This window comes from Flavobacterium johnsoniae UW101 (genome assembly GCF_000016645.1).
In the GTDB taxonomy this organism is placed as follows: domain Bacteria; phylum Bacteroidota; class Bacteroidia; order Flavobacteriales; family Flavobacteriaceae; genus Flavobacterium; species Flavobacterium johnsoniae.
The window spans coordinates 607,399-632,401 of record NC_009441.1; the positions used below are offsets into that span (position 1 = coordinate 607,399).

At 33.6% G+C, this 25,003-nt stretch carries 22 protein-coding genes; 13 read left to right on the top strand and 9 right to left on the bottom strand.

Translation table 11 applies throughout. The annotated features are described in order from the left end of the window. Positions 1-182 precede the first annotated feature (182 nt). The 3 genes from FJOH_RS03005 to FJOH_RS03015 form a co-directional block, all read right to left on the bottom strand. A complete protein-coding gene (locus FJOH_RS03005; RefSeq protein WP_012022662.1) occupies positions 183-800 on the bottom strand; it encodes a thioredoxin family protein in 618 nt (205 codons plus the stop codon). A gap of 92 nt (positions 801-892) precedes the next feature. Continuing rightward, entirely contained in the window at positions 893-1,426 is a 534-nt protein-coding gene (locus FJOH_RS03010; protein WP_012022663.1) for a DUF4303 domain-containing protein, read from the bottom strand. A gap of 17 nt (positions 1,427-1,443) precedes the next feature. Next, positions 1,444-2,007 carry a hypothetical protein gene (locus tag FJOH_RS03015; RefSeq protein WP_123875759.1) on the bottom strand — a complete coding sequence of 188 codons (564 nt, stop codon included), beginning with the start codon at positions 2,005-2,007 and terminating at the stop codon, positions 1,444-1,446. A gap of 102 nt (positions 2,008-2,109) precedes the next feature. Here FJOH_RS03015 and pyrH point away from each other — a divergent pair, with 102 nt between their 5' ends. From pyrH to FJOH_RS03030, 3 genes are all read left to right on the top strand, one after another. Continuing rightward, entirely contained in the window at positions 2,110-2,817 is a 708-nt protein-coding gene (gene pyrH / locus FJOH_RS03020) for a UMP kinase (RefSeq protein ID WP_012022665.1), read from the top strand. A 142-nt stretch (positions 2,818-2,959) separates the two neighbouring features. Next, positions 2,960-3,523: a ribosome recycling factor gene (gene frr / locus FJOH_RS03025; RefSeq protein ID WP_012022666.1), complete on the top strand. Its 564-nt coding sequence runs from the start codon at positions 2,960-2,962 to the stop codon at positions 3,521-3,523. A gap of 118 nt (positions 3,524-3,641) precedes the next feature. Then, the gene (locus FJOH_RS03030; RefSeq protein ID WP_012022667.1) at positions 3,642-6,137 is read left to right on the top strand and encodes a DUF5686 family protein; all 2,496 of its coding nucleotides are present in this window, start codon (positions 3,642-3,644) and stop codon (positions 6,135-6,137) included. 81 nt (positions 6,138-6,218) lie between these two features. Here the strand turns inward: FJOH_RS03030 and FJOH_RS03035 are convergent, their stop codons facing one another. The 4 genes from FJOH_RS03035 to FJOH_RS03050 form a co-directional block, all read right to left on the bottom strand. Next, positions 6,219-6,659: an ankyrin repeat domain-containing protein gene (locus FJOH_RS03035; protein ID WP_044048207.1), complete on the bottom strand. Its 441-nt coding sequence runs from the start codon at positions 6,657-6,659 to the stop codon at positions 6,219-6,221. Between the two features lie 119 nt (positions 6,660-6,778). Further along, positions 6,779-9,049 carry a cation:proton antiporter gene (locus FJOH_RS03040; RefSeq protein WP_012022669.1) on the bottom strand — a complete coding sequence of 757 codons (2,271 nt, stop codon included), beginning with the start codon at positions 9,047-9,049 and terminating at the stop codon, positions 6,779-6,781. 113 nt (positions 9,050-9,162) lie between these two features. Then, positions 9,163-9,882, bottom strand: a complete 720-nt coding sequence (locus FJOH_RS03045) for a LytR/AlgR family response regulator transcription factor (RefSeq protein ID WP_012022670.1) — start codon at positions 9,880-9,882, stop codon at positions 9,163-9,165. Continuing rightward, a complete protein-coding gene (locus FJOH_RS03050; protein WP_012022671.1) occupies positions 9,845-10,606 on the bottom strand; it encodes a sensor histidine kinase in 762 nt (253 codons plus the stop codon). The genes FJOH_RS03045 and FJOH_RS03050 overlap by 38 nt, the downstream gene beginning before the upstream one ends. Positions 10,607-10,826: 220 nt before the next feature. Between FJOH_RS03050 and FJOH_RS03055 the strand changes: the two genes are divergently transcribed. The 4 genes from FJOH_RS03055 to rpoN all read left to right on the top strand — a co-directional run bounded on the left by FJOH_RS03055 (position 10,827) and on the right by rpoN (position 17,029). Continuing rightward, positions 10,827-13,193 (top strand): efflux RND transporter permease subunit, encoded by a 2,367-nt coding sequence (locus FJOH_RS03055; protein ID WP_012022672.1) that lies wholly within the window; start codon positions 10,827-10,829, stop codon positions 13,191-13,193. Positions 13,194-13,226: 33 nt separating this feature from the next. Then, positions 13,227-13,763, top strand: a complete 537-nt coding sequence (locus FJOH_RS03060; protein WP_012022673.1) for an STM3941 family protein — start codon at positions 13,227-13,229, stop codon at positions 13,761-13,763. A gap of 229 nt (positions 13,764-13,992) precedes the next feature. Continuing rightward, complete coding sequence (asnS, locus tag FJOH_RS03065) at positions 13,993-15,438, top strand: asparagine--tRNA ligase (protein WP_012022674.1); 1,446 nt, start codon at positions 13,993-13,995, stop codon at positions 15,436-15,438. 130 nt (positions 15,439-15,568) lie between these two features. Then, entirely contained in the window at positions 15,569-17,029 is a 1,461-nt protein-coding gene (rpoN, locus tag FJOH_RS03070; RefSeq protein ID WP_012022675.1) for an RNA polymerase factor sigma-54, read from the top strand. A gap of 373 nt (positions 17,030-17,402) precedes the next feature. On the opposite strand, the gene FJOH_RS03075 is transcribed toward rpoN, so the two are convergent. Then, positions 17,403-17,840 (bottom strand): hypothetical protein, encoded by a 438-nt coding sequence (locus FJOH_RS03075; RefSeq protein ID WP_012022676.1) that lies wholly within the window; start codon positions 17,838-17,840, stop codon positions 17,403-17,405. Between the two features lie 36 nt (positions 17,841-17,876). Continuing rightward, a complete protein-coding gene (locus FJOH_RS03080) occupies positions 17,877-18,461 on the bottom strand; it encodes a thymidine kinase (RefSeq protein ID WP_012022677.1) in 585 nt (194 codons plus the stop codon). A 245-nt stretch (positions 18,462-18,706) separates the two neighbouring features. On the opposite strand from FJOH_RS03080, the gene FJOH_RS03085 reads away from it, so the two are divergent. From FJOH_RS03085 to FJOH_RS03110, 6 genes are all read left to right on the top strand, one after another. Continuing rightward, entirely contained in the window at positions 18,707-19,726 is a 1,020-nt protein-coding gene (locus FJOH_RS03085) for a hypothetical protein (protein WP_012022678.1), read from the top strand. A gap of 36 nt (positions 19,727-19,762) precedes the next feature. Then, positions 19,763-20,479 (top strand): 16S rRNA (cytidine(1402)-2'-O)-methyltransferase, encoded by a 717-nt coding sequence (gene rsmI, locus FJOH_RS03090; RefSeq protein WP_012022679.1) that lies wholly within the window; start codon positions 19,763-19,765, stop codon positions 20,477-20,479. An 85-nt stretch (positions 20,480-20,564) separates the two neighbouring features. Next, entirely contained in the window at positions 20,565-20,909 is a 345-nt protein-coding gene (locus FJOH_RS03095; RefSeq protein ID WP_008465164.1) for a HopJ type III effector protein, read from the top strand. Between the two features lie 186 nt (positions 20,910-21,095). After that, positions 21,096-22,802 carry a single-stranded-DNA-specific exonuclease RecJ gene (gene recJ / locus FJOH_RS03100; RefSeq protein ID WP_012022680.1) on the top strand — a complete coding sequence of 569 codons (1,707 nt, stop codon included), beginning with the start codon at positions 21,096-21,098 and terminating at the stop codon, positions 22,800-22,802. Then, positions 22,789-24,072: an MFS transporter gene (locus FJOH_RS03105; RefSeq protein WP_012022681.1), complete on the top strand. Its 1,284-nt coding sequence runs from the start codon at positions 22,789-22,791 to the stop codon at positions 24,070-24,072. Before recJ ends, FJOH_RS03105 begins: the two co-directional genes overlap by 14 nt. Continuing rightward, positions 24,073-24,987, top strand: coding sequence for an alpha/beta fold hydrolase (locus FJOH_RS03110; protein WP_044047442.1), 915 nt, complete (start codon positions 24,073-24,075; stop codon positions 24,985-24,987). Positions 24,988-25,003: the final 16 nt, after the last annotated feature.

Genomic DNA, 25,003 nt, shown 5'->3' on the forward strand with positions numbered 1-25,003 from the left:
TAATTGTTAGACATTAAACAAACACCAATAAAAAGAGTAAATCAGAAAGTTATAATAGAAGTGGGATGGTTTTACTAAATTACAAATTTTCTTAATAAGAAAAAAATTTAAACCCATTTTTTAACTTCTTATTTCTTTTATTATCAATACCTTACTAACAAAAACACACTTTTAAATAGTTATTACAGCCTATTATATTTAATATTTTCCATAATTTCGACCAATTCACTTTGAACAGATATTCCTTTATCTGCCAAATACCATAATTGCAGATCCGTTTTGATTTTTTCATCAATTGGACCGACTTCTCTTTTATGGGTTTCCATTAATTCTGTGGCGCCTTTTGGCCTAGGTCCCCAATCTGCACGGACAATTCCGGCTTCTTTACAAATTACAATAACTTTCGGGATTGCCCTGCCGTTATTGGTTAAGTATTGATTCATTAATTCATCATTTTCATCACGAAGAACAATTCGAAGATCAATTTTTTTATCAGATTCGTGAGCCATTTTATTCAAAATTGGAAGAATCTGCGCTGCATCTCCGCACCAGCCTTCAGAAATTACAAGCCAGATGTAGTGATTATCTAAATGCCTTAATTTTGAAATGGCAACTTCAGAAATTGTAATTGTTTTTTCTAAACGATTCATTCTGGCTTCGTTTAGTTTCGAATAATTCGTGAGACTTTCAGACTGCTGGCTTCCAGTTGATTTTCCTTCAGATAATAAATCGGTAACTAATTTTCGATATTCAGCATACGAATAGCTGTTGAATAATGCTTTTGCTACAGTACTTTTCATAGAGGTTTATTTTGCTTACTATAAAATTAATGATTTTAAAAAGATGAAAGAATGACTTTTGTCATTTTGAAGGAAGATTATATACAACAAACCTAAAGATCATCTTCTGTTACTTCATTAAGCCAATCTGAGATATCTTCTTTTTTATTTAAACGTAATGCCCTTATAGTATTTGAACTATCAGGTGGAACAACTTCGACATTTATGTAAACTTTGTCTCTCGGCTGATTTAAAGAAAAAATTCCTTTCTTATCCAATAATTCCATCGCCAAAACCATTGCTTCAATACGAAAATCTATTTCTTTAAAGTATTCAATTTCATCATCTAGATCAAGTTTTCGAACATAAAATAATTCTCTAACAATCTCAAAATTTTCTTCACCAAAATTAAAATAAGGAGAATCTCCATAAAACCACTTTAATAAATCAGCATCCTCATCTGAAGTTTCTTTACGAAAAACTTCTAATGCTTCTCTCGACCAAGCTGATATAAATGGAGGCAAAGCTTCGCCTGTAGTTATTAATACACAATAATAATAGCTCTCTTTATTTTCAAATAAACTTAAAAATGATTTTTCGGCAGCAGTTGCAATTTCTTTTACTAATAAAATAAGTTCATCTTTCATTATGTTTAAACATTAATTTACCAAGAAGTGGATTTATCCAAATACTTCTTTGCTTCCGATTTTATCCAACCTTTCTCCGAATTGATAATTTCTGTCATTTTTTCTTCAAAACCTTTCATTTTCAGTTTTCTTAAAGAAATTATTACATGACCATAAACATCTTCATCATTTAATAATATGTTGACATTCTTCTGGCTTAAATGAAATTTAAAATCTCCAACTAACAAAGCAAAAGTTTCTCGTCCTTTACCGTATCTCTTATCATTCAAAACACAAATAATAGACTTTTCAATTAATTGTGACTTTTTAAACTTTTCCCTTTTCAAAATAGTTTTCAAATCTGCACCGAACCTCCAGATAATTGTTTCAAACCTATACCATAAAGATTTCACATACAGTCCGTCCATAGAAATTTCTTTATATTTCAGCCAATCTTCACACCATTCAATAATTAAATTAGCCAGATCTTCCTCTGTCAGACTATTGACAAACTCCTCATCATTTAATTTTGCTATACCTAATTTCATCGCATCTAAAATTGAAACATTCCAACAAGACAAAAATAAAGTAAATTCATACAAAATAAAAATTTTAGTAATAAAAGAGGACTTTAAAATTATTTTAAAACATTATTTTTAAAAATCAGAATATGTCTATATTTGCACAAATTAACGCAACACAACATGAAATATAAAAGAATTCTTCTTAAACTTAGCGGCGAGGCCTTAATGGGTGATTTACAATACGGAATTGACCCTAAAAGATTAGGGGAATATGCAGACGAAATTAAGCAGATTCACGACAAAGGAGTAGAAATTGCGATCGTTATTGGAGGAGGAAATATTTTTAGAGGCGTTGCCGGTGCAAGCGCAGGAATGGACAGAGTGCAAGGTGACTATATGGGAATGCTTGCTACTGTTATTAACGGAATGGCTTTGCAGGGCGCACTTGAAGATAAAGGAATGAAAACGCGTTTGCAGACTGCTTTAAAAATGGAATCTATCGCAGAACCATATATTAAGAGAAGAGCTGACCGCCACCTTGAAAAAGGAAGAATTGTAATTTTTGGTGCCGGAACCGGAAACCCATATTTTACAACTGATACTGCAGCTGTTTTAAGAGGAATCGAAATTAATGCTGATGTAATCTTAAAAGGAACCCGCGTTGACGGTGTTTACGATTCTGATCCTGAAAAAAATGCTTCGGCTGTAAAATTTGATTTCATCTCGTTTGATGATGTCCTTAAAAAAGGATTAAACGTAATGGATACAACCGCTTTTACTTTAAGCCAGGAAAACAAACTGCCAATTGTTGTTTTTGACATGAACAAAATTGGAAACCTGTTAAAAATCTGCGAAGGCGAAAACATCGGAACTGTAGTAAATATTTAGGCTGCTTAGATTATTAGAAGATTAATAATCTTTATAATTTTCAAAAGCAATTTCAATAAATAAAACAACATCGTTAGCAAATTAGAAGAATCCATTTTTGAGTCTAAAAATCTAATCTTCTAAAAATTAAAAATTAAAAAAAATGACTGAAGAAATCGATTTTATATTAGAAAGTACTGAAGAATCTATGAACGGTTCTATTGCACACTTAGAAAAAGAATTTCTAAACATTCGTGCGGGAAAAGCTTCTCCAGCAATGCTGGGAGGTGTTTTTGTTGATTATTACGGATCAGCAACACCACTTTCTCAAGTGTCAAAAATCAGTGTTCCGGATGCAAGAACTATTACTTTGCAGCCTTTCGAAAAAAATATGTTACAAGCCATTGAAAAAGCAATTTTAATTGCCAATATTGGTTTTAACCCAATGAACAACGGAGACGTTATCATTATCAGCGTACCGCCTTTGACAGAAGAGCGTCGTCGTGATTTAGCAAAACAAGCAAAATCTGAAGCTGAAGATGCAAAAATTGGTATACGTAACGTTCGTAAAGACGCTAACACTGATATCAAAAAATTAGAAAAAGAAGGAACTTCAGAAGACATCTGTAAATCTGCAGAAGAAGAAGTTCAAAACTTAACAAATACTTACATCAAAAAAATTGATGAGTTATTGGCTGCAAAAGAAGCCGAAATCATGAAAGTTTAAGTATTTGATACTGAATTTTTAGAAATCCGTCTGGTAAAATTATCAGACGGATTTTTTTATTCTTATTTTTGCATACCAAAATCAAATCCTTTTCGTTTTTGAATCTATATAATTCTCTATGAGGCTATTTTGTTTACTGACATTATTTTTTACGCTTAGTATTCAGGCGCAATTTCAAATAAACGGAATTGTAACTGATTCAAACAACAAACCTCTTCCATTTGCTACAATTACAACTTCGGATAACAGCAATACGATAACTGATGTTGATGGAAAATTTATTTTTAAAACCCTTAGTAAATCCGGAAATTTTACGGTTTCCTATATTGGTTTTCAAACTAAAATTGTGGCTTTGGCCGAAAACAAAAAATTCTACTCTATTTCATTAATCCAAAAAACAGATGACTTAAAAGAAGTTATTGTTTCTAATGAAAATCCGGCGTTAACCATTATCAAAAAAGTTATTGCAAATAAAAACAATAACAATCCGCAGAAAAGGCTGAAAAGTTTTGATTACAAAACCTATAATAAACTTATCGTAACGGCTAATCCGGACTCAATTGATGGAAGAATAGATTCTTCGGCAGTTTATAAGGATTTAAATAAAAAGAAAATCAACATAGATTCTTCTGATTATAAATTCAAAGAAATTATAACCAAACAGCATTTGTTTCAAACCGAAAAAGTATCGCAATACCAATTCGGGAATAATAAATTAAAAGAAACCGTTCTCGGGACAAAAATAGCGGGTTTTAAAAATCCTATTTACGAGGTTATTGCTTTCAATTTGCAGTCAATTTCTATTTATGACAATAAATATGAGTTGTTTGAAACGAAATATGAAAATCCAATTTCGAATACTGCACCGGCATCTTATAATTACAAATTATTAGATACTGTAAACATAAAAGGGCGCGAGACTTTTATGATTTACTTTAAAAACAAGCACAAAAGAAAAACTTCTGGTTTAGAAGGAGTATTATATATCGACTCACAAAATTTTGCCATTGCAAAAGCAGTTATGCGTATAAAAGGTGTTTTGGATATCAGCGGTATTCATGAGTTTAATTATGTACCGAATGAAAAAATATGGTTCCAAAGCAATACTACTTTCAAGATCGTAAAAGGAAAAAATGACGACGATATTAAAATTTTAGGCGGAACAATTCAGTTTGACGGAGACGTTGCCGAAGATTTTGAACCAAGAAAAAAAGCCGCTTCTGATTTTACCTATTTACTTTCTGAGAGTAATAATTTCGACATTCATTATAATCTCGAAACTCCTATAAAAAATCCGTCTCTTTATATCGAAATTAAAGACGATGCAGGTAAAAAACCCGAAGAGTTCTGGAACCAGTACAGAAAAGAAGCTTTAGACCAAAAGAGCCAGAAAACCTATCAATTATTAGACAGTTTATCGGTAAGCCGAAGAATTGAAAAACGTTTGGGATTTGGGCGAAAAATCATCAACGGTTACATTCCTATTGGTCCGGTTGATTTAGATTTAAAGAAAATCATTAGTTATAACAATTATGAAGGTTTCCGTTTAGGTCTAGGCGGTATTACAAATGATAAGTTTTCTAAAAATTTTAGGATTGAAGGTTACACCGCTTATGGCACAAAAGACGGTGTTGTTAAATACAATTTAGGCGCTGGCGTTTTATTAGACAAAAACACCAATACTTGGCTTAATGGATCTTATACTGATGATATTCGTGAGATTGCGAGTACCGTTTTTGCGGTTGACAAACGTGTTTTCAAAATTTACGATCCACGTCCAATTAACATTAGTACATTTTATCATTATACAAGCTGGAAAGCCAATGTACAAACTAAAATTATCCCAAAAACAGAAGCTGTTCTTGAATTAGCCAGAACGGAGATTGAACCAAAGTTCGATTATCTTTTTAATTACAACGGTCAATTGTATTCAAGTTACATTATGACAACTGCCATGCTTTCGATAGTTTGGGCGCCTTTTAGTGATTTTATGCAAACGCCGACAGGAAGAACGGAATCTGACAAGAGATTTCCGAGATTTACTTTACAGTACACGCAGTCCCTGCCAAATGTTTTAGACAACGATTTTAATTTTGGAAAAATAGATTTCAAAACTGAATATGAAAAGAAATATCTAAACGGACAAAAAACAAGTTTGCTTTTACAAGGCGGTTACGCCTTAGGCGATGTGCCGCTTACGCATTTATACAATACAATGCCCAACAACCTTACAAAAGAAACCGTTATCCAGCGTATTACTTTTGCTGGAAGAAACAGCTTTGAAACCATGTTTTTTAATGAGTTTTTCTCAAGTCAGTATATTTTCTTCCAGGTCAAACATGGCTTTAACCGAATCAAAATTCTTAAAAAAGTTCGCCCGACAATAGTTTTGGTCAGCAGAATGGCATGGGGAAATATGGAAAAACCTGAACAGCATGTTGGTCCTGAATATAAAACACTTGACAAAGGTTTTTTTGAATCGGGTATTGAATTAAATAAAATCTACAAAGGTTTTGGTCTTGGCGGATTCTATCGTTACGGACCAAACCAGTTAATGAAGTTTGAGGACAATATTGCAGTTAAAATTTCTTATGTCCTTGATCTTGGACTTTAAAAAATAAATTTCAATTAATAGACAACGTTTGTATTTTTAACTCTCTCAAAACTTTTTTCAAAGTTTAACCTTTGTGACAAGTCAATTTAAAAGATCTTTAGGAGAAACTCCATGTTTATTTGCTAAATTAACATCAGATCCTTTATCCAAAAGAAGCTTAATTATCTCTGAATCATTTTTTAATGACATTGCTGCACGCCATAATGCTGAATTCCCGATGTTATCCACAATATTCACATCGCAGTCAAAAGAAAGGAGTACCTTCACAGCATCTACTTTATTATTAATCACTGCTAAATGCAATGCAGTTAATCCTTGAGTATCTTTATTATTTATTCCACAACCCAAAGCCAAGAGATCTTTTACCAATTTTTCATCACCATCCACTACAACTGTCATTAAAAATGTACGACCACCCCTATCAACACTATCTAAACCATATTTTTCTAAAAAATCTTTAATTTTAGAAAAGTCTTTCCCATATAATAATTTATACAGCTGGCTATCATCGAATTTTTCCATAAACAATTTATTTAAATAAAATCCTACAAATATAATCATTTATATAATTCAAAAAAAATCCCAAATCCCAATCATAAAAATTGGAATTTGGGATTAAAACATTGAGATTTTCTAAAATCTTATGGCTTCAAAATCAAAACAGAAGGCGTATTATTCAGCCATGTGCTTTGAGATTCGATAAGTTTTTTCCAGCTGTCTAAGCTTATAATCATCAAATTCTGACCATCTAAGAATTCTTTTTTAATTGTTCTGTCATGCATAATCATAATATGATTTGGGGCAATCTGTTCAATCGATCTTATCGTTTCCTGAATTTCGCGGGTATTTTTCACATCGCCGCTGGCATCAAGAACCGTAATCTGTGAACCGTTATTATTGATTAATTTTTTAGCGTAATCAATTAAAAAAGCATCTTCTTTATTAAAAATTGGCATAAAAACCTGGTTTACTTCTTCTAAATCTTTATCGATAAGAATACCAACCGGCATTTTAGTTTTGGTAATAATATGACGTGTTCTTTCGTCAAAAGGATTATTTTCAAACAAACCTTCTTTTCCGGTAAACTTATCAATTAAACGATCAGGGTTTACAATTCTGGTTGTGAATCCAAGAATTTTTCCAAGCAGAGTCCCATCAAAAATAGATTGTCCTAAACCAACCAATAATAAATCATATTCTCCCTGATTTGCCGCATCAATAATATCAGTATCAATATCATTAGACACTTTAAACATGCTCACCATATTTTGATTTAAGCGATGTGATTCTTCAACTACAGGAACCAGCATTTTACGTTCATGGTCTTTTATGTCAAATGAATGCACTTCTGTACTCAATGATAAATGCATTGCTGTTACGATCGAGTTATCACCTTGTTTTTTAACTAAACTGTTCGCAATTTTAAGAAGCTTTTTTCCTCTCTCAGGAGTCGCAAACGAAAGCAGAATTTTGTATTTGCTTTTATTTCCAATTTCCTGAGGAATAGCCGTTATTTTATCTTTAAAAATAAACCCGATAAGATCTAAAGCAGGACCTGTCATGAAAGTTGTCACTAACGCCATAATTACCATCATAGTAAAAATTTCTGTTGATAAAACCCCAAGGTCATAACCAATATTTAAAACCACAAGTTCCATTAAACCTCTTGTGTTCATTAAAGCACCAATAGCTAAACTGTCTTTCCAGTTCTGTCCCACAAATTTTGCTGCCAAAGCACTTCCAAAGAATTTACCTGCAACGGCAACCGCAATAATTAATCCTGTTACTTTCCATAATTCAGGATCATTTAACAATCCAATTTGTGTACGTAAACCTGTAAATACGAAAAACAAAGGCAGTAAAACGATAATCGCAACATCTTCTACTTTTTCGATAAATATGTTTCTGAATTTATTGTTTTCAGGCATAATTGCTCCCGCTAAAAATGCTCCGAATAAGGCGTGAATTCCAATTAATTCCGCAGCATAAGCAGAAATCAAAAGTGTGATAAAGAAAATCGCAACAACCGGTTTATTTAAACTTTCACGGGTTGAATTTAAATCTCCGACACGTTTCAGGAACGGACGAACGATTTTTAACATAATAATTACATACAAAATTGCTAAGCCAATAACGTATAATGAACTTGTAAATGAACCTGCTTTTACAATAGCAATTACAACAGCAAGAATACACCAGGCAGTAATATCATCGGCCGCGGCACAAGTAATGGCAATGGTTCCCAGTTTTGTTTTCTGCATTCCTCTTTCCTGCACAATTCTGGCCAAAACCGGAAAAGCAGTTATACTCATGGCAATTCCCATAAATAATCCGAAAGAAGAAAACTCAACACCAATTGGGGCAAAAGTGTGGTATATAAAATACGCAAGAGTTAATCCTAACGCAAACGGAATTACAATACTGGCATGGCTGATAACTACAGCGTCATGTGCTTTATTTTTCAGCACTTTTAAGTCCAGCTCCATTCCAATTACGAACATGAAAAGAATTAAACCAATCTGACTTAAAAACTGTAAGTTTCCTAAAGATTCTTTTGGAAATAAAGCTGCTGAAAACTCAGGAAAATACATCCCGACCAAAGACGGCCCAAGAACAATACCTGCAATCATTTCTCCAATTACAGAAGGCTGGCCAATTTTTCTAAAAAACCATCCAAATAAACGCGCTACTAAAATAATAGTCACGATCTGCGCCAATAATATAGCTAAAGGGTGCTGTAAATTGTGAACCATAGAATCTAGAAAATCATTCCAATGGTTGCTCTCGATTTGTTTCTTTACAATATGACGCCCGGCTTCAATTGCTGCGCCTTTTGAAATTATCCAATAAATGAGGGCGGTAAATCCTCCAATAATGGTAACGTAGAATAAAGAGTTTTTAATGTTATTCATAACTCGTTCTTTTAATTTATTGCCGCAAATATCAGAACTGAGTTTTAAGTGAAAAAGCAAATTACAAGCTAATTTTCAATGTATGTAACAAGTCGGAAAAACTTTGTAATAAGTTATAATTTTACCTTTTTCAAAAAATCAGAACGATACGTTTCGCTCAGAATTAGAGATGTATTTTTATTATTTTCTTCTAGATGATGAAGCACAATTTCGTTATGGTTAAAGAATTTTATCGCCTTTACCGCAACAATTTCTTTTTTATTGATTCTGCAGAAATCAGCATCTGGTAATTCTTGTAAAAGCGTATCAAATTTTACGTTTTTCAAATTCAGTAAACTTCCATCTGCAAGCAAAACCGTTTTATCCCGACTGTCACTTGATGCTGTTGTAATATATTGGATTTTATTAAAATATAGCAGCGTTTTTCCTTTGTCTGTATTGAGCTGAATAAACTTTTTTGAATTATCAGTTTTATCGAAACGCTCAAAAGCTTTGGAAACCGCTTTTTGAAGACGTTCTAATTTTACAGGTTTTGTGATATAATCTACAGCATCAATATTAAAAGCATCGGCAGCGTAATCTTTATAAGCCGTACAAAAAATCACTAATTTATTCTCGAGTATTTCGGCTAGATGCAGGCCGTCCATTCCCGGCATTTCGATATCAGAAATTAAGAGATCAAAATCCAGATCTGGAATATCAGACAAAAGTTTCTCAGGATTATTAAATGTTTTTACAATTTCCAGTTCAGGAATTTGTTCACAAAGCATTTTTAAATAAGTCAATCCCGGAAGTTCATCGTCCAGAAGCAAGCATTTCAGTTTTGTATTCAAGTAAATCTATTTTAAGATGAGCAATGTAAACGTCGTTTTCAATAAACTTATCGAGTTTAAAATTATTCTTGTAAATAATTCGCAGACGATGTTCTAAAGTAGCATGGCCAAAACCACTTCTCTCTTTTTTGAGAACTTTTTTATCGGATATTTTATTAGAAACCGTCATAAAAAAAGCATTGTCTTTAAACTCAAAAACCACCGAAATAAAAGCATCGGCACTTTGAAGATCTGCGTGTTTAAAAGCATTTTCAATTAAATCAATAGAAATGAGAGGCGCTAACAAAGGCTGATCGTATAATTTATCATCTTCATTAATATTTGTCTTAATCTTCAATTCAAAAAGCGGACTAATTTTAATTTTATTGATTTCGATTAAATTGAGTGCAAAATTAATTTCTTCTTTTGCAGTCACGAATTTCTTTTTGCTTTCGTACAAAATATAATCCAAAACATTTGCTAGTTTGTCTAAAGCGAAATAAGTCTGATACGCATGTGACTGAATCGAATTTAAAATATTCTTAAACAAATGCGGATTGAGTTTTGATTCTAAATTTTCCAGCTGAAGATCGTTAACTTTTACCTCAAGCGCATAAAAACTCTTTTCGGCATCTTCTTTTGCTTTTTTGGACTGCATTAATTGATACATCATAAAACAAATGATGACGATTAACAGTAAAAGAATTGCTAAAAAAATAAAAGTCGTAGTGTTGTTTTCCTGCATGTTTTTCTATTTTTCTACAGATTTAATTTGAATTCTTTTTGCCTTTCAAAATCAAAATTCACTACAAATATGAGAAAAGCTAGCGGTTCTATAACAAAAACCAAGAAAATTATCATTAATAACAAACTTTCATTTTAGTGTTAACGTTAAGTAAAATACAATTGATTATAGATGATTTCGAGCACTTTTCACTACATTTGCATCCATTTTTAAAGATTTTATGAAAAACGCTGTCCAAGTTGGATTTTGGGAAAAATTAGCCCGAATCATACTTAAAAACAGAATTACGATTCTGGTTATACTTTCTGCTTTAACTATTTTCTTTGGTTATCAGTGGAAGAATCTTTCTATGACTTATACAGAAGCTAACCTGCTTCCAAAAGATCATATTGCAAATAAAGATTATCAAAAATTTCTAGACAAATTTGGTGAAGAAGGAAACCTAATTGTTATTGGTTTTAAAGACCCTAAATTCTTTACACCAAAGAATTATGCTGCCTGGACTGAATTAATGAATGGTTTAAAAAAAGCCAAAGAAGTTGATTTAGTAATTTCTCTAAATGATTTAAAAAAGCTTGAAAAAGACACTGTAAATCAAAAGTTTGTTTTAGCACCGTTTATTGACGAAAACAAAGTACTTGACGCAGCTTATTTAAAAAGTGTTCAATACGATTTGTTTCACAATCTGCCTTTTTATGAAGGTTTGTTGTTTAACAAAGAAAGCGGAAGTGTACGTTCTGCAATTTACATGAACAAAGCGCTGGTAAATACTGCTGAAAGAAAGACTTTTATCTTAAATGATTTAGTTCCGAAAATCGATAAATTCGAAAAAACAACCGGAATTGATCTTAAAGTTTCTGGAATGCCTTACATCCGTACGATTAATGCGGATAACATGAAAGGCGAAATCGGACTTTTTATTGGAGCGTCTTTATTGACTGTTTCTTTAATTTTCTTTTTCTTTTTCCGTTCGTTCAGAGCTACGTTTATTTCAATCTGTATTTTGATTGTCGGCGTAACGTGGTCGTTTGGAACACTTGGATTATTTGGTTATAAAATCACGATTTTAACAGCAATTATTCCGCCGCTGATTATCGTAATCGGAATCACAAACTGTATTTTCCTGATTAATAAATACCAGCAGGAAATTAAACTGCATAACAATCAGGCAAAAGCATTACAGCGTGTTATTTCAAAAATTGGGCATTCGACTTTTATGACCAATTTAACTGCTGCAATTGGTTTTGCAACCTTGATGATTACTGGAAACGAACTGCTTTTTGAGTTTGGATTAGTAACTTCTATCAACGTACTTTCTGTTTATACTTTGACACTTTTTATTGTGCCTATTATTTACAGTTTTATGCCTTTGCCAAAAGCAAAACATTTATACCATTTAGACAAAACTTACATTTCGACACTTTTAAATACAGTAACAACTATCGTTAAAGGAAAAAAGACAATTGTTTACTGCATTTATGCTGTTCTGTTTCTGGTAAGTTTGAATGGAATCAGACAAATGAAAGTTTCAGGAAGTTTGATTGGTGAAATGCCAAAAAGCGCTTCTTTCTTTAAAGATATTTTATTTTACGAAAAAGAATTCAACGGTGTTATGCCTCTTGAAATCATGATTGACACCAAAAAGAAAAAAGGTGTCATGAAACCGGCGACCATTCGTAAAATGGATGAATTGCAAAACACTATTTCTGAAATTCCAGAATTGGCGAAACCAGTTTCTGTTGTCAATTTGGTTAAATATGCAAAACAGGCTTTCTACAACGGAAACCCTGAATATTATCAATTGCCGACTTCTCAGGAACAGACTTTTATTTTGGGTTATGCTAAAAATGCAACCAAAAACAGTAAAGAGAATTTAATGAAAGCTTACGTTGATTCAACCGGACAATATGCGCGAATCACGACTTTTATGAAAGATATTGGAACAGATGAAATGGCAAAAGTAGAAGGAAAACTTCGCAAAAAAATTGATGAAATTTTCCCGAAAGACCGTTATGAAGTTACAATTACCGGAAAAGCTTTAGTTTTCCAGAAAGGAACAACTTATCTGGCGCACAACTTAATCGAGTCATTATTGTTTGCGATTTTGACTATTGCGATCTTGATGCTGTATTTATTCCGTTCGTTCAAAATGGTAGCAGCTTCTTTGATTACAAACATTTTACCGCTTTGCATCACTTCGGGATTAATGGGTTATTTCGGAATCCCGCTAAAACCTTCAACGATTTTGGTATTCAGTATCGCTTTCGGAATCTCGGTTGATAATGCTATTCAGTTTATGGCGAAATACAAAGATGAACTGACTCAAAATAAAGGAAAAGTAAAGAAATCTGTTTTTAGCGCTTTAAGAGAAACCGGAGTAAGTACATTCTACACTTCAATCGTGTTGATCCTAGGTTTTGCGACTTTTACGTTATCAAGCTTCAGCGGAACAATTGCGTTAGGAGGATTAATTTCTTGTACTTTGGTTTTTGCAATGTTTGCTAACTTGGTGGTATTGCCTTCGCTGGTTTTAACTTTTGAGAAGAAGAAAACTAAAAAAGAGGAATTGGAGAATTTGGAGAAGTAAAGACTTTACTCTTAATTTCAACAATCAATAATAATGGGAAAAATCGAAATCTACTCAAGTAAGAAAAAATCGTTCTTCTTATTAATTGTTTCTCTTCTTTTTGTTATTGGAGGAATTTGGATGTTCATGAATGCTGAGAATCTCAACAGCTTTAGATTAAAAAGTCCAATTTTAATAAAAGCAATAGGAATTATTTCCGTTTTATTTTTTAGTTTAAGTTTATATATTTCAATTAGACAATTAGTAAAAAACAAACTTTTGCTAATTGTTGATGGGAATGGAATTATTATTAATCCGAAAAAGAATTCATTTGAATTAATAAATTGGAAAAACATTGAAGGATTTTCAGAACTAAAAATACAGAGTCAAAAAATGTTACTTATAGACGTTAACAATCCTGATTTTTGGATTCAAAAAGAAACAAATCTTATAAGAAAAAAAATGATTCAGTATAATTTTAAACAATACGGTTCGCCATTTTGTCTTTCGGCAGTCTCAATGCAAATAAATCATGCTGAACTTATGAAAGTATTAAATGAGAATCTTGAAAAATACAAAAAACAAGCATAAGGAATAACACCCGATTTGTCATTTCGACGAAGGAGAAATCTCCGCAAGCAGCTTCGCATAGTAATTCTTAACTTTGTCGAGTTTCTTACGGAGATTTCTCCTTCGTCGAAATGACAAAAATGGAAATATTACAAAGTCTATAAAAAATTCAGCTTCTCAAATTAATTATTATCGATTATATTTGCAGTTGTTCAAAACGAATATTATTTAATATCAATTATATATAAAAATGAAACACACAAAAGTTAGAGACTTATTAAACAGTACGACGACGTTACAGGAAGTGAATGCAAAAGGATGGGTGAGAACTTTTAGAAATAATCAGTTCATCGCTTTAAATGACGGTTCTACAATTAATAATATACAATGTGTTGTTGACTTTGAAAATACGCCAGAAGAAACTTTAAAAAGAATCACGACTGGAGCTGCGGTTTCTGTAATTGGAACTTTGGTTGAAAGTAAAGGTGCAGGTCAGAAATATGAAATTCAAGTAAACAAACTTGAAATTCTTGGAGATTCTGATGCTGAGAAATTCCCTATGCAGCCTAAAAAACACTCTTTAGAATTTTTACGTGAAAACGCTCACTTGCGCGTACGTACAAATGCTTTTGGTGCAATTATGCGTGTACGTTCGGTATTGTCTTATGCAGTTCACAGTTATTTCCAGCAAAAAGGTTTTGTGTACGTAAACACGCCAATTATTACTGGAGCAGATGCTGAAGGTGCTGGAGAAATGTTCCAAGTTACTTCTTTGCCTTTGGATAATCTTCCAAAAAATGAAGAAGGAAACATTGACTTCAAAAAAGATTTCTTTGGAAAACACACAAACTTAACGGTTTCTGGACAGTTAGAAGGTGAAACTTTTGCAATGGCTTTGGGTCAAATTTATACTTTTGGACCAACGTTTAGAGCGGAGAATTCAAACACTTCTCGTCACTTGGCAGAATTCTGGATGATCGAGCCTGAAGTTGCTTTCAACGACCTTGACGATAACATGGATTTGGCTGAAGATTTTATTCAGTATGTAATTAAATATGCTTTAGACAACTGTAAAGACGATTTGAAATTCTTAGAAGGAAGACTTCTTGAAGAAGAAAAATCTAAACCACAGGCAGAAAGAAGCGAAATGGCATTGTTAGAGAAATTGAACTTCGTATTGGAGAACAACTTCAAACGTGTTTCTTATACAGAAGCAATTGACATTTTAAGAGATTCAACTCCAAATAAAAAGAAGAAATTCCAGTATTTAATCAACGAATGGGGAGCTGATTTACAATCAGAACACGAGCGTTTCCTGGTTGAAAAACACTTTAAATGTCCGGTAATTTTATACGATTACCCAGCAAACATCAAGGCGTTTTACATGCGTTTGAACGACAATACAGAACCGGGAAGAGAAACAGTTCGTGCAATGGATATCCTTTTCCCTGGAATTGGAGAAATCGTTGGTGGTTCTGAAAGAGAAGAGCGTTACGATGTTCTTGTCGAAAAAATGGAAAAACTTGGAATTGACAAAGAAGAATTATACTGGTATTTAGACACCAGAAGATTTGGATCAGCAACTCACGCAGGTTTCGGTTTAGGATTTGAGCGTTTGGTATTGTTTGTAACTGGAATGACAAACATTAGAGACGTAATTCCTTTCCCAAGAACTCCTGGAAGTGCAGAATTTTAATCTGAGGTTCTAAGGTACTGAGATACTAAGGTTCTAAGTTTTTAAAATATAAATAATTCAATCGCGAATATAATTCGTCAAAATAAGATGCTCAGTACCTTAGTACCTTAGCATCTTAGCAACTTTTTTTATGCTAAAGCAATTTTTAAATTTAAAATTATCCCAAAAATTATCTCCACAGCAAATTCAGCTGATGAAGTTAATTCAATTGCCTACGCAAGCTTTTGAACAGCGTTTATTAGAAGAAATGAACGAAAATCCAGCTTTGGAAGCTGGTAAAGAAGACGATTATGAAGCTGACGAATACGCAAATGAAGACTACGACGATTATGATGATGCAGAATCAGACAGAATCGAAGCAGACGACATTAACATTGACGAATATCTAAGCGACGACGATACTCCTGATTACAAAACTCAGGTAAACAATTACAGCGACGACGAAGAGCGCGAAACACCTTTTGCGGCTCCTATCAGTTTTCATCAGGATTTAATCAATCAGCTGAATACTTTTATTTTAAACGATGAAGAACGCGAAATTGCGGAATTCCTTGTTGGAAGTATTGATGACATGGGTTATATCCGCAGAAGTATTCCGGATATCGTAGACGACATGGCTTTTACTCAGGGAATTTATACTGATGAAGCAATGGTCGAGAAAATGATGACGGTAATTCACGAACTAGAACCCTCGGGTGTCGGTGCGCGTGATTTACAAGAATGTTTACTTCTTCAGTTAAAACATAAAACTCCAACTGAATATGTTGATTTAGCAATTGATATTATCGAAAATCAGTTTGATGCTTTTACAAAGAAACACTACGATAAACTTTTACAGAAATACAGTGTTTCTAATGAACAGCTTAAAAAAGCCATTCACGAAATTGAAAGACTGAACCCGAAACCGGGAGGATCTTTTGCCGGAAATAATAAAGTTACAGAAAATGTAGTTCCGGATTTTGCCATTAGAATTGTTGACGGTGAGTTGGAATTGACTTTAAATGGAAGAAATGCTCCTTCCCTGCACGTTTCTAAAGATTATCAGGAGATGATGCAGACGTATAAAGAATCGAAAGATAAATCGACTGCACAGAAAGATGCTGTTCAGTTTATCAAACAAAAATTAGATTCTGCAAAATGGTTTATCGACGCGATCAGACAGCGTCAGGAAACTCTTTTTGTAACCATGAATGCAATTATGCATTATCAGGAAGAATATTTCTTAGACGGCGACGAAACCAAACTAAAACCAATGATCTTAAAAGACATTGCGGATATGGTTGGTTTGGATATTTCTACGATTTCGCGTGTTGCCAACAGTAAATATGTAGAAACACCATACGGAACCAAACTTATTAAAGAGTTTTTCTCTGAAGCTATGAAAAACGATCAGGGTGAAGACGTTTCTACTCTTGAAATAAAAAAGATTCTTCAAAACACAATTGAGGAAGAAGATAAGAGAAAACCGCTTCCAGATGATCAATTAGCCGAAATCTTAAAAGAAAAAGGGTATCCAATTGCGAGAAGAACAATCGCTAAATACCGAGAACAATTAGATATTCCGGTTGCGAGAATGAGAAAGAAAATTTAAGATTTAAGATTTTTCTAAACCATATAGAAATATAAGCTCATTTAAATAACAACCCCGATAGTTTTCGAAAACTATCGGGGTTTATTTTTATCAATTAGTTAAAATTAAATAATATTCAATATTCCGTAGGAATATCTCGTTGGTAGAAAAAAATTATAAGCGGTATTTAGGTTGTGTCCTTTAGGGACACTTGTTCTAACGATTGAATATGCTGAACCATAATCAAACGTCCCTACGGAACGTATATCTGTAATCCCAATTTAAAATTTCTACCGACGAGACATTCCTACGGAATGAATATATGTTTTTAAACAAAAAACCCGACAGGTTTCAAAAACCTGTCGGGTTTAACAGCGTCTTTTAAAACGCTAAATTATTTATATTGATCTGGTAAAATAGTTATATCAAATAAAAAAGCTTTCTTTTTATCGCTGTAACTATAAACCAAAGTATAATCATTATCTCTAAAAACCTGTAATCCCGGATTTGCTTTAGCGGTACTCAACAGACTTTTTTCAATTTCTTCTTGTATCACATCAGTTTCGGCTGTCGCTTTTTCTACATTTGTCAATGTCAAATTATACTGAACAACTCTTTCTTTTGTAAGAGTAACATTTTCTAAACGAATACCTTCCTGAATTTTAAGCGGACAGCTTTTATTGTATTTTTCAACCAGTTCTGTTACTTCGGTTTTCACTTCATCTGATTTTTCAGAAAGAAAGAACTGAAAAAAAACTGCCAGTGCAAGTGCAATTCCAATTACAACTAATAATAAAACATTCTGTTTTCTTTTATTCTGTTTTTCCTCCATTGTTTATTGAAATTTTAAATAAATATAAAACTGCTTTTACTGATTTTTTTTCATTGCATTAAAATACGCTGCACGGCTAAGCGGCTCATATTCCTCGGTTTCACCAAGCATTACAAGCTTATCATTATCTGTTTTTCTAAAACTATAATTAGCCAGATTTCCGGTTCTGGTACAAACAGCATGGACTTTCGTAACATATTCTGCTGTTGCCATAAGTGCCGGCATTGGTCCAAATGGATTTCCCTTAAAATCCATGTCAAGTCCGGCCACGATTACACGAACACCGCGATTTGCGAGATCATTACAAACTGTTACAATTTCATCATCAAAAAACTGAGCCTCATCAATTCCGACAACATCGCATCCCTGCGCCAAAATAGAAATATTGGCTGCAGCCGGAACTGGGGTTGAACGAATTTCATTAGCATCATGCGACACTACCATTTCGTCATGATAACGGGTATCGATAGCGGGTTTAAAGATTTCAACTCTTTGTTTGGCAAACTGTGCGCGCTTTAATCTGCGGATTAATTCTTCGGTTTTACCCGAAAACATTGATCCACAAATAACTTCAATCCAACCAAATTGTTCTTTGTGATTTACTGTATTTTCGAGAAACATTTTGTATTTTTCTGCCTTTAAAAATGAATAGTTTTTATTACTTTGTACTGGTAATAAATCGACGTAAAAATGTACTGTTTTACATTTTTTCAAAAGTAGAAAATTTTTATCAAACGGGAGATTGGCAAACGCTTATTAACAGAAATAAAAAATATCTTTAAAATATCTTTAAGATTTATTCAAGAATAAAGACATTCAAGCATTAAATACACTAAAATACCTTATTCACTATAATTTCAACAGTCATGAAAAAAAAATTGGAAGCCGATTTAATCAGCATTGCACATCGAATTTTAAAGCTTAAGAACAAATCCGATATCAATCAATTATATCTTGAAACTCAGAAATTATATGAGAAATTAGCGATTTTAAAATTTGTAGATGAGAATTTCGACGAGGTAAAACCAACAATCAGCCACAGCGAAATCAGCGCTGAAATTGAAACCATTTTTGAAAATAAAACCATTTCTGAAGAAATTCTTCCGACTGAAACTGCGATCGAGAATCCAATTCAGGCTGAAGAAGCTGAAATTGAAAAAACTCCGGAACCTGTTGTAATTGAAGAAATACCTGTTGCTGAAACACCTGTTGCTGAAGCACCTATTGCTGCTGTTCCTGAAGAAATAACTCCTGAGCCTGCAGAAGAAATTACGGAAGAACCAAAAGCACCCGAAATTGAAGAACCGGAAGTTAATGAAGAAGTTGAAAAAACAGAAGAACCTAAAAGCAATATTGGAGAACTTTCGTTTACAACGGTCAGTGATTTAAAACCAATTCCGGATTTTAAACCTGCTTTTGAATTAGATCTTGAAGAAATTAAAGAGGAAGTTAAAGAAGAGCCTAAAATTGAATCAAAATCAACTCCAATTCCAATTGCCTTTGAAGATTTTGGAATTAATTATGCTGATGCACAATTTGTAAAAGTAGACAGCTTTGAGCCTGTTTCTTCAAACAATGATTTAAAAGAACAAAAAAACGCTCCGGTTTTAGAAACTTCAAGAGAACCAAAATCAGTTTCCTTAAACGACAAACTGGCAAAAGGTTTTCATATTGATTTGAACGACCGAATTGCTTTTACTAAAAACCTTTTCGGAAACAGTACTGAAGATTACAGTCGTGTTTTAAACCAATTATTAACTTTTGATTCTTATGCCGAAGCAAAAGATTTTATTGAAAACATGGTAAAACCAGATTATAACAATTGGGAAGGGAAAGACGATTACGCAGAACGTTTTCTTGGAATTATCGAGAAAAAATTCGCATAACTTTTCACTCACATTTTACATTTCACATAAAAAAATATGTCAAAATTATATATCGTTCCAACGCCAATTGGCAATCTTGAAGACATGACTTTTAGAGCCATTCGGGTTTTAAAAGAAGTCGATTTGATTTTGGCTGAAGACACCCGAACAAGCGGTAAACTCTTAAAGCATTTTGAAATTGGCACGCACATGCACAGCCATCACATGCATAACGAGCATAAAACTACCGAAAATTTAATTGCAAGATTAAAAGCCGGCGAGACTATTGCTTTAATTTCAGATGCAGGAACTCCGGCAATTTCAGATCCTGGATTTTTGCTGACACGTGCTTGTGTAGAAAATAAAATTGAAGTAGAATGTCTTCCAGGCGCAACGGCTTTTGTTCCCGCTCTTGTAAACAGCGGACTTCCAAATGATAAATTTGTTTTTGAAGGTTTTCTGCCTGATAAAAAAGGACGTCAGACTCGTTTTTTGGCTTTAGCCGAAGAAACCAGAACCATGATTTTATACGTTTCTCCGCATAAACTCGTTAAGACTTTAGCAGAATTTGTGCAATATTTTGGAGAGGACAGACAAGTCTGCGTTTCGAGAGAATTATCAAAATTACACGAAGAAAATGTGCGCGGAACAGCAAAAGAAGTTCTGGCGCATTTTGAAAAAACAGCACCACGCGGCGAAATCGTCGTTGTTGTTGCCGGAAAAACCATAACAAAAGAAGCTAAGAAAAGTAAATTTTCGAAGGACGAAGAATAATTTTCGCCACGAATTTCACGAATTAGCACGAATTAAATTTGTGGAAATTTGTGAAATTTGCGACAAAAAACTAACATATAATAACATGAGCATTCAAGCCTTTTTAGAAAAAGTAAAACAAACACCAACACAAATTACATTTCCGGAAACCATTGCAGTAATTGAAGAAAATTACAACTTTACTCCAACTGCTTTTCAAAACGGAACACAACATAATGCAGCAGGAGAAAATTCAGGTTCTTGTAAATTATTTTCTTTCGCAAAACTGCAAAACTTAAGCAAAGAAGAAACTTTGGCTTGTTTTGGAGCATTTTATTTTGAAGAAGTTTTAGGCGATCCAAACGGAACGAATCACCAAAACATTAGAAATTTCATCAACTTAGGCTGGGACGGAATTCAATTCGAAGGAAATGCTTTAGAAGCAAAATAAAACAAAATATATTTCTGCCACAGATTAAAAAGATTAACACAGATTAATATGAAAGTTGCCACGAATTACACCAATTAGCACGAATTAAATTAGTGGAAATTTGTGTAATTCGTGGCAAAAAAATTACAATCAGATTAAACGATTTCACAAATCTGAAGTCTAAAATCTAAAATCTAAAATCAACCCATGCGTTGGACTTTAAAACCAAAACCTTCTGAAGATAAAATCAAACATTTGGCGCAAGCCCTAAATGTAGAAGATTTTGTAGCAACGCTTTTGATTCAGCGCGGTATTGAAACATTTGAAGATGCTAAAAATTTCTTCCGTCCGTCTTTAGAACATCTTCACGATCCGTATTTGATGAAAGATATGGATAAAGCTGTTGCAAGAATTGAACGCGCCATTGAAAATCAGGAAAACATTATGGTTTTTGGCGATTATGATGTCGACGGAACAACAGCAGTTTCTTTGGTTTCATCATATTTAAAATCGCATTATCCTCACATTGCAACTTACATTCCAGATCGTTACGACGAAGGTTACGGAATCTCTTATAAAGGAATTGACTATGCAGACGATAACGGAATTTCTTTAATTATTGCTCTCGACTGCGGTATCAAATCGATCGATCATATCGCTTATGCAAAAGCCAAAAACATCGATTTCATTGTCTGCGATCACCACAGGCCCGGCGAAATTCTACCGGATGCTGTTGCCGTTTTAGATCCAAAAAGAGAAGACTGCTCCTACCCTTACGATGAGTTGTGTGGTTGCGGCGTTGGTTTTAAACTGATTCAGGCTTTGGGCCAAAACCGAAATGAAACGATTGAAGATTTAGTTCCGTATCTCGATCTGGTTGCTACTGCAATTGCGGCCGATATCGTTCCGATTACAGGAGAAAACCGCGTTCTGGCTTATTTTGGGCTGAAGGTAATTAACAGCGAACCGAGACCAGGCATTAAAGCTTTGGTCCATCAGGCAAAAAAGAAAGTTTTAGACATTACTGATGTCGTTTTTATTATTTCGCCAAGAATTAATGCTGCGGGAAGAATCAAACACGGCAATCACGCTGTCGAATTACTAACCGAATTTGATTTAGAACAAGCCCAGCAATTCGCTTCAGAAATTGAACAATACAATGCTGATCGAAAAGATTTAGACAAAAAAATCACGAAAGAAGCTTTTCAGCAGATTTTACAAAATAACGAAGAAGAACGTTTTTCTACTGTTGTTTTTCAGGAAGACTGGCACAAAGGCGTTATTGGAATTGTAGCTTCAAGATTAATAGAAACCTATTATCGACCGACTTTGGTTTTTACTAAAAGCGGCGACAAATATGCTGCTTCTGCAAGGTCTGTAAAAGGATTTGATGTTTACAATGCACTTGATGCATGTTCAGAACATTTAGAACAATTTGGAGGTCATATGTATGCAGCGGGAATGACTTTAAAAGCCGAAAATTATCAGCTTTTTAAAGATGCTTTTGAGAAATGCGTACAGGAAACCATTCAACCCGAAATGCGAACTCCAGAAATCGAAATTGATGCCGAAATTGACTTTTCGGATATTACTCCAAAACTAATTCGGATTCTAAAACAATTTGAGCCTTTTGGACCGCAGAATATGACTCCGGTTTTTATGACTAAAGACATTAAAGACACTGGTTATGCTAAAACTTTGGGCGCAGAAGAAGAGCATTTGAGACTTTTCGTTAAACAATCTCTCGGAACCGACGGAATCGCTGCAATTGGCTTTGGACTCGGAAAAAAATTAAATATAGCACAAAATCAAAATCCGTTTCAGCTGGCTTATACAATTGCCGAAAATGAATGGAACGGTAACATTTCAACTCAGCTTATGCTGAAAGACATTAGAACAGATGGAAGAGATTAAATCGAACAAACCTGATCCGTATCAGGCATTGCGTTACAGAGAATTCAACGTATTTTTATTATTGCGTTTTGCGATGGTTTTTGCCTGGTCGATGCAGTTTATTGTAATCGAATGGGAAGTTTACAGCTTAACTAAAAATCCGCTTTCGCTTGGAATTATTGGTTTAATGGAAGTTATTCCGGCTGTTGGAATGGCATTGTTTGCAGGACATATTGTAGACCAGAAAGAAAAGAAAGGATTATTGGTAAAATGTATTTTAGGATTCTCGATAATCAGTTTTGGTCTATTCTTACTGACTTGGCCAAAAGTTGTTGGCGGCTGGTCTTCAAATATAATTCTATATTCAATTTACGCTTTAGTATTTTTTGGAGGCTTGGTTCGTGCTTTTATGGGACCAACTATCTTCTCTCTTTTATCTTTAATTATTCCTAAAAAAGTATATCCAAATGCCGCAACCTGGAGCAGTTCGGTTTGGCAGATTGGAGCTGTAATGGGACCAGCATTGGCAGGATTCTCAATTAACTGGATTGGCGTTCACTGGTCAATGTGTTTGGTTTTCGGATTCTCAATTCTTTCCTTAATTGCTTTATCGCAAATCAGTGCAAAACCAATCATCAATCCGAAGATTGGAGAATCAATTAAAGACAGCCTTACAGAAGGTTTAACATTTGTATTTAAAAACAAGATTGTTTTAGGTGCTTTATCTCTTGATATGATTGCTGTACTTTTTGGAGGAGCCGTTGCATTACTGCCTGTTTTTGCTCAGGATATTTTAAAAGTAGGTTCTGAAGGCTTCGGAATTTTAAGAGCTGCTCCTGCTGTGGGCGCTTTTATTACAATGATTGTTTCGGCTTATGTGCCTCTATATAAAAATGCAGGAAAGAAACTTCTAATTGCCATATTTGTTTTTGGATTATCAATCATTCTATTTGGTCTTTCAACTTATTTCTGGCTTTCTGTTTTTGCTTTATTTTTAAGCGGATTGGCAGATGGAATTTCGGTAGTAATCCGTCAAACGATTTTACAGCTTAAAACTCCGGATCATATGCGCGGACGTGTTGGCGCTGTAAATTCAATTTTTGTTGGATCTTCTAATGAACTAGGTGCTTTTGAAAGCGGTGCAACAGCTAAATTAATGGGCGCTGTAACATCGGTTGTTTTTGGTGGAAGTGTTACACTTTTAACTGTTGTTTTCACTGCATTAAAATCGCCGACTTTTAGAAATTTAGATTTGAAAAGAGATATGGATGAACATCATAAATTGGAATAGATGAAGTCATTTTTTGTTTCTTTTTTTCTCATGTTTTGCTTTTTCGCAAATGCACAAAACCTGTATATCAAAACGTACGGAAATGAAAAGAACAAACCCGTAATTTTTATTCATGGAGGCCCAAGCGGTAATGCAACTTTGTTTGAAGGAACGACAGCTCAAAAACTGGCCGATCAGGGATTTTATGTTATTGCATACGATCGTCGCGGCGAAGGAAGATCGGCAGATCCTGACGCAAAATTTACTTATGAAGAAGCTTTTCAGGATTTAAATTTTATTTACAAAATATACAATTTAAAGAAAGCTGTTTTACTCAGCCATAGTTTTGGCGGTTTGGTTGCGACACTTTATGCTAATAAATATCCGCAAAATGTGAGTGCTTTGGTTTTAGCAGGTGCTTTGTTTTCACAGCAGGAAACGTACGATCATATTTTAAATACACTGAAGAAAAAATACAACAATGATTCCGAACAATTAAAAAGAATACACGTTGTAGAAAATCTTGATAAAAATTCGGCCGAATATCGAAAAAAATGTTTTGAACTCGCAGGAGAAAACGGCTTTTTTAAAATGCCAAATCCAACTGCAGAATCTAAAAAGCTATATACCGATTATGAAACCGGGGAATTCTATAAAACCAATATTCGAAACAAAAACGCACCTTTACTTTTTTATCAAAACGAAAAGCAAAACAATATTGACAGCAGACCATTTTTAAAGAAAATAAAAGCTGCTGGAGTTCCTATTTATGGAATTTACGGGAAACAAGACGGCATTTTTTCATTGGCACAAATTAAATCCATTAAAGATCTGGCTGGCGAAAAACACTTCGCTTTTCTAGATAATTGTTCTCATTATTTATTTGTAGACCTGCAAAAAGAATTTCTTGATAACATAAAAAAATGGCTTAAATAATCTTTTTCATTTTTTA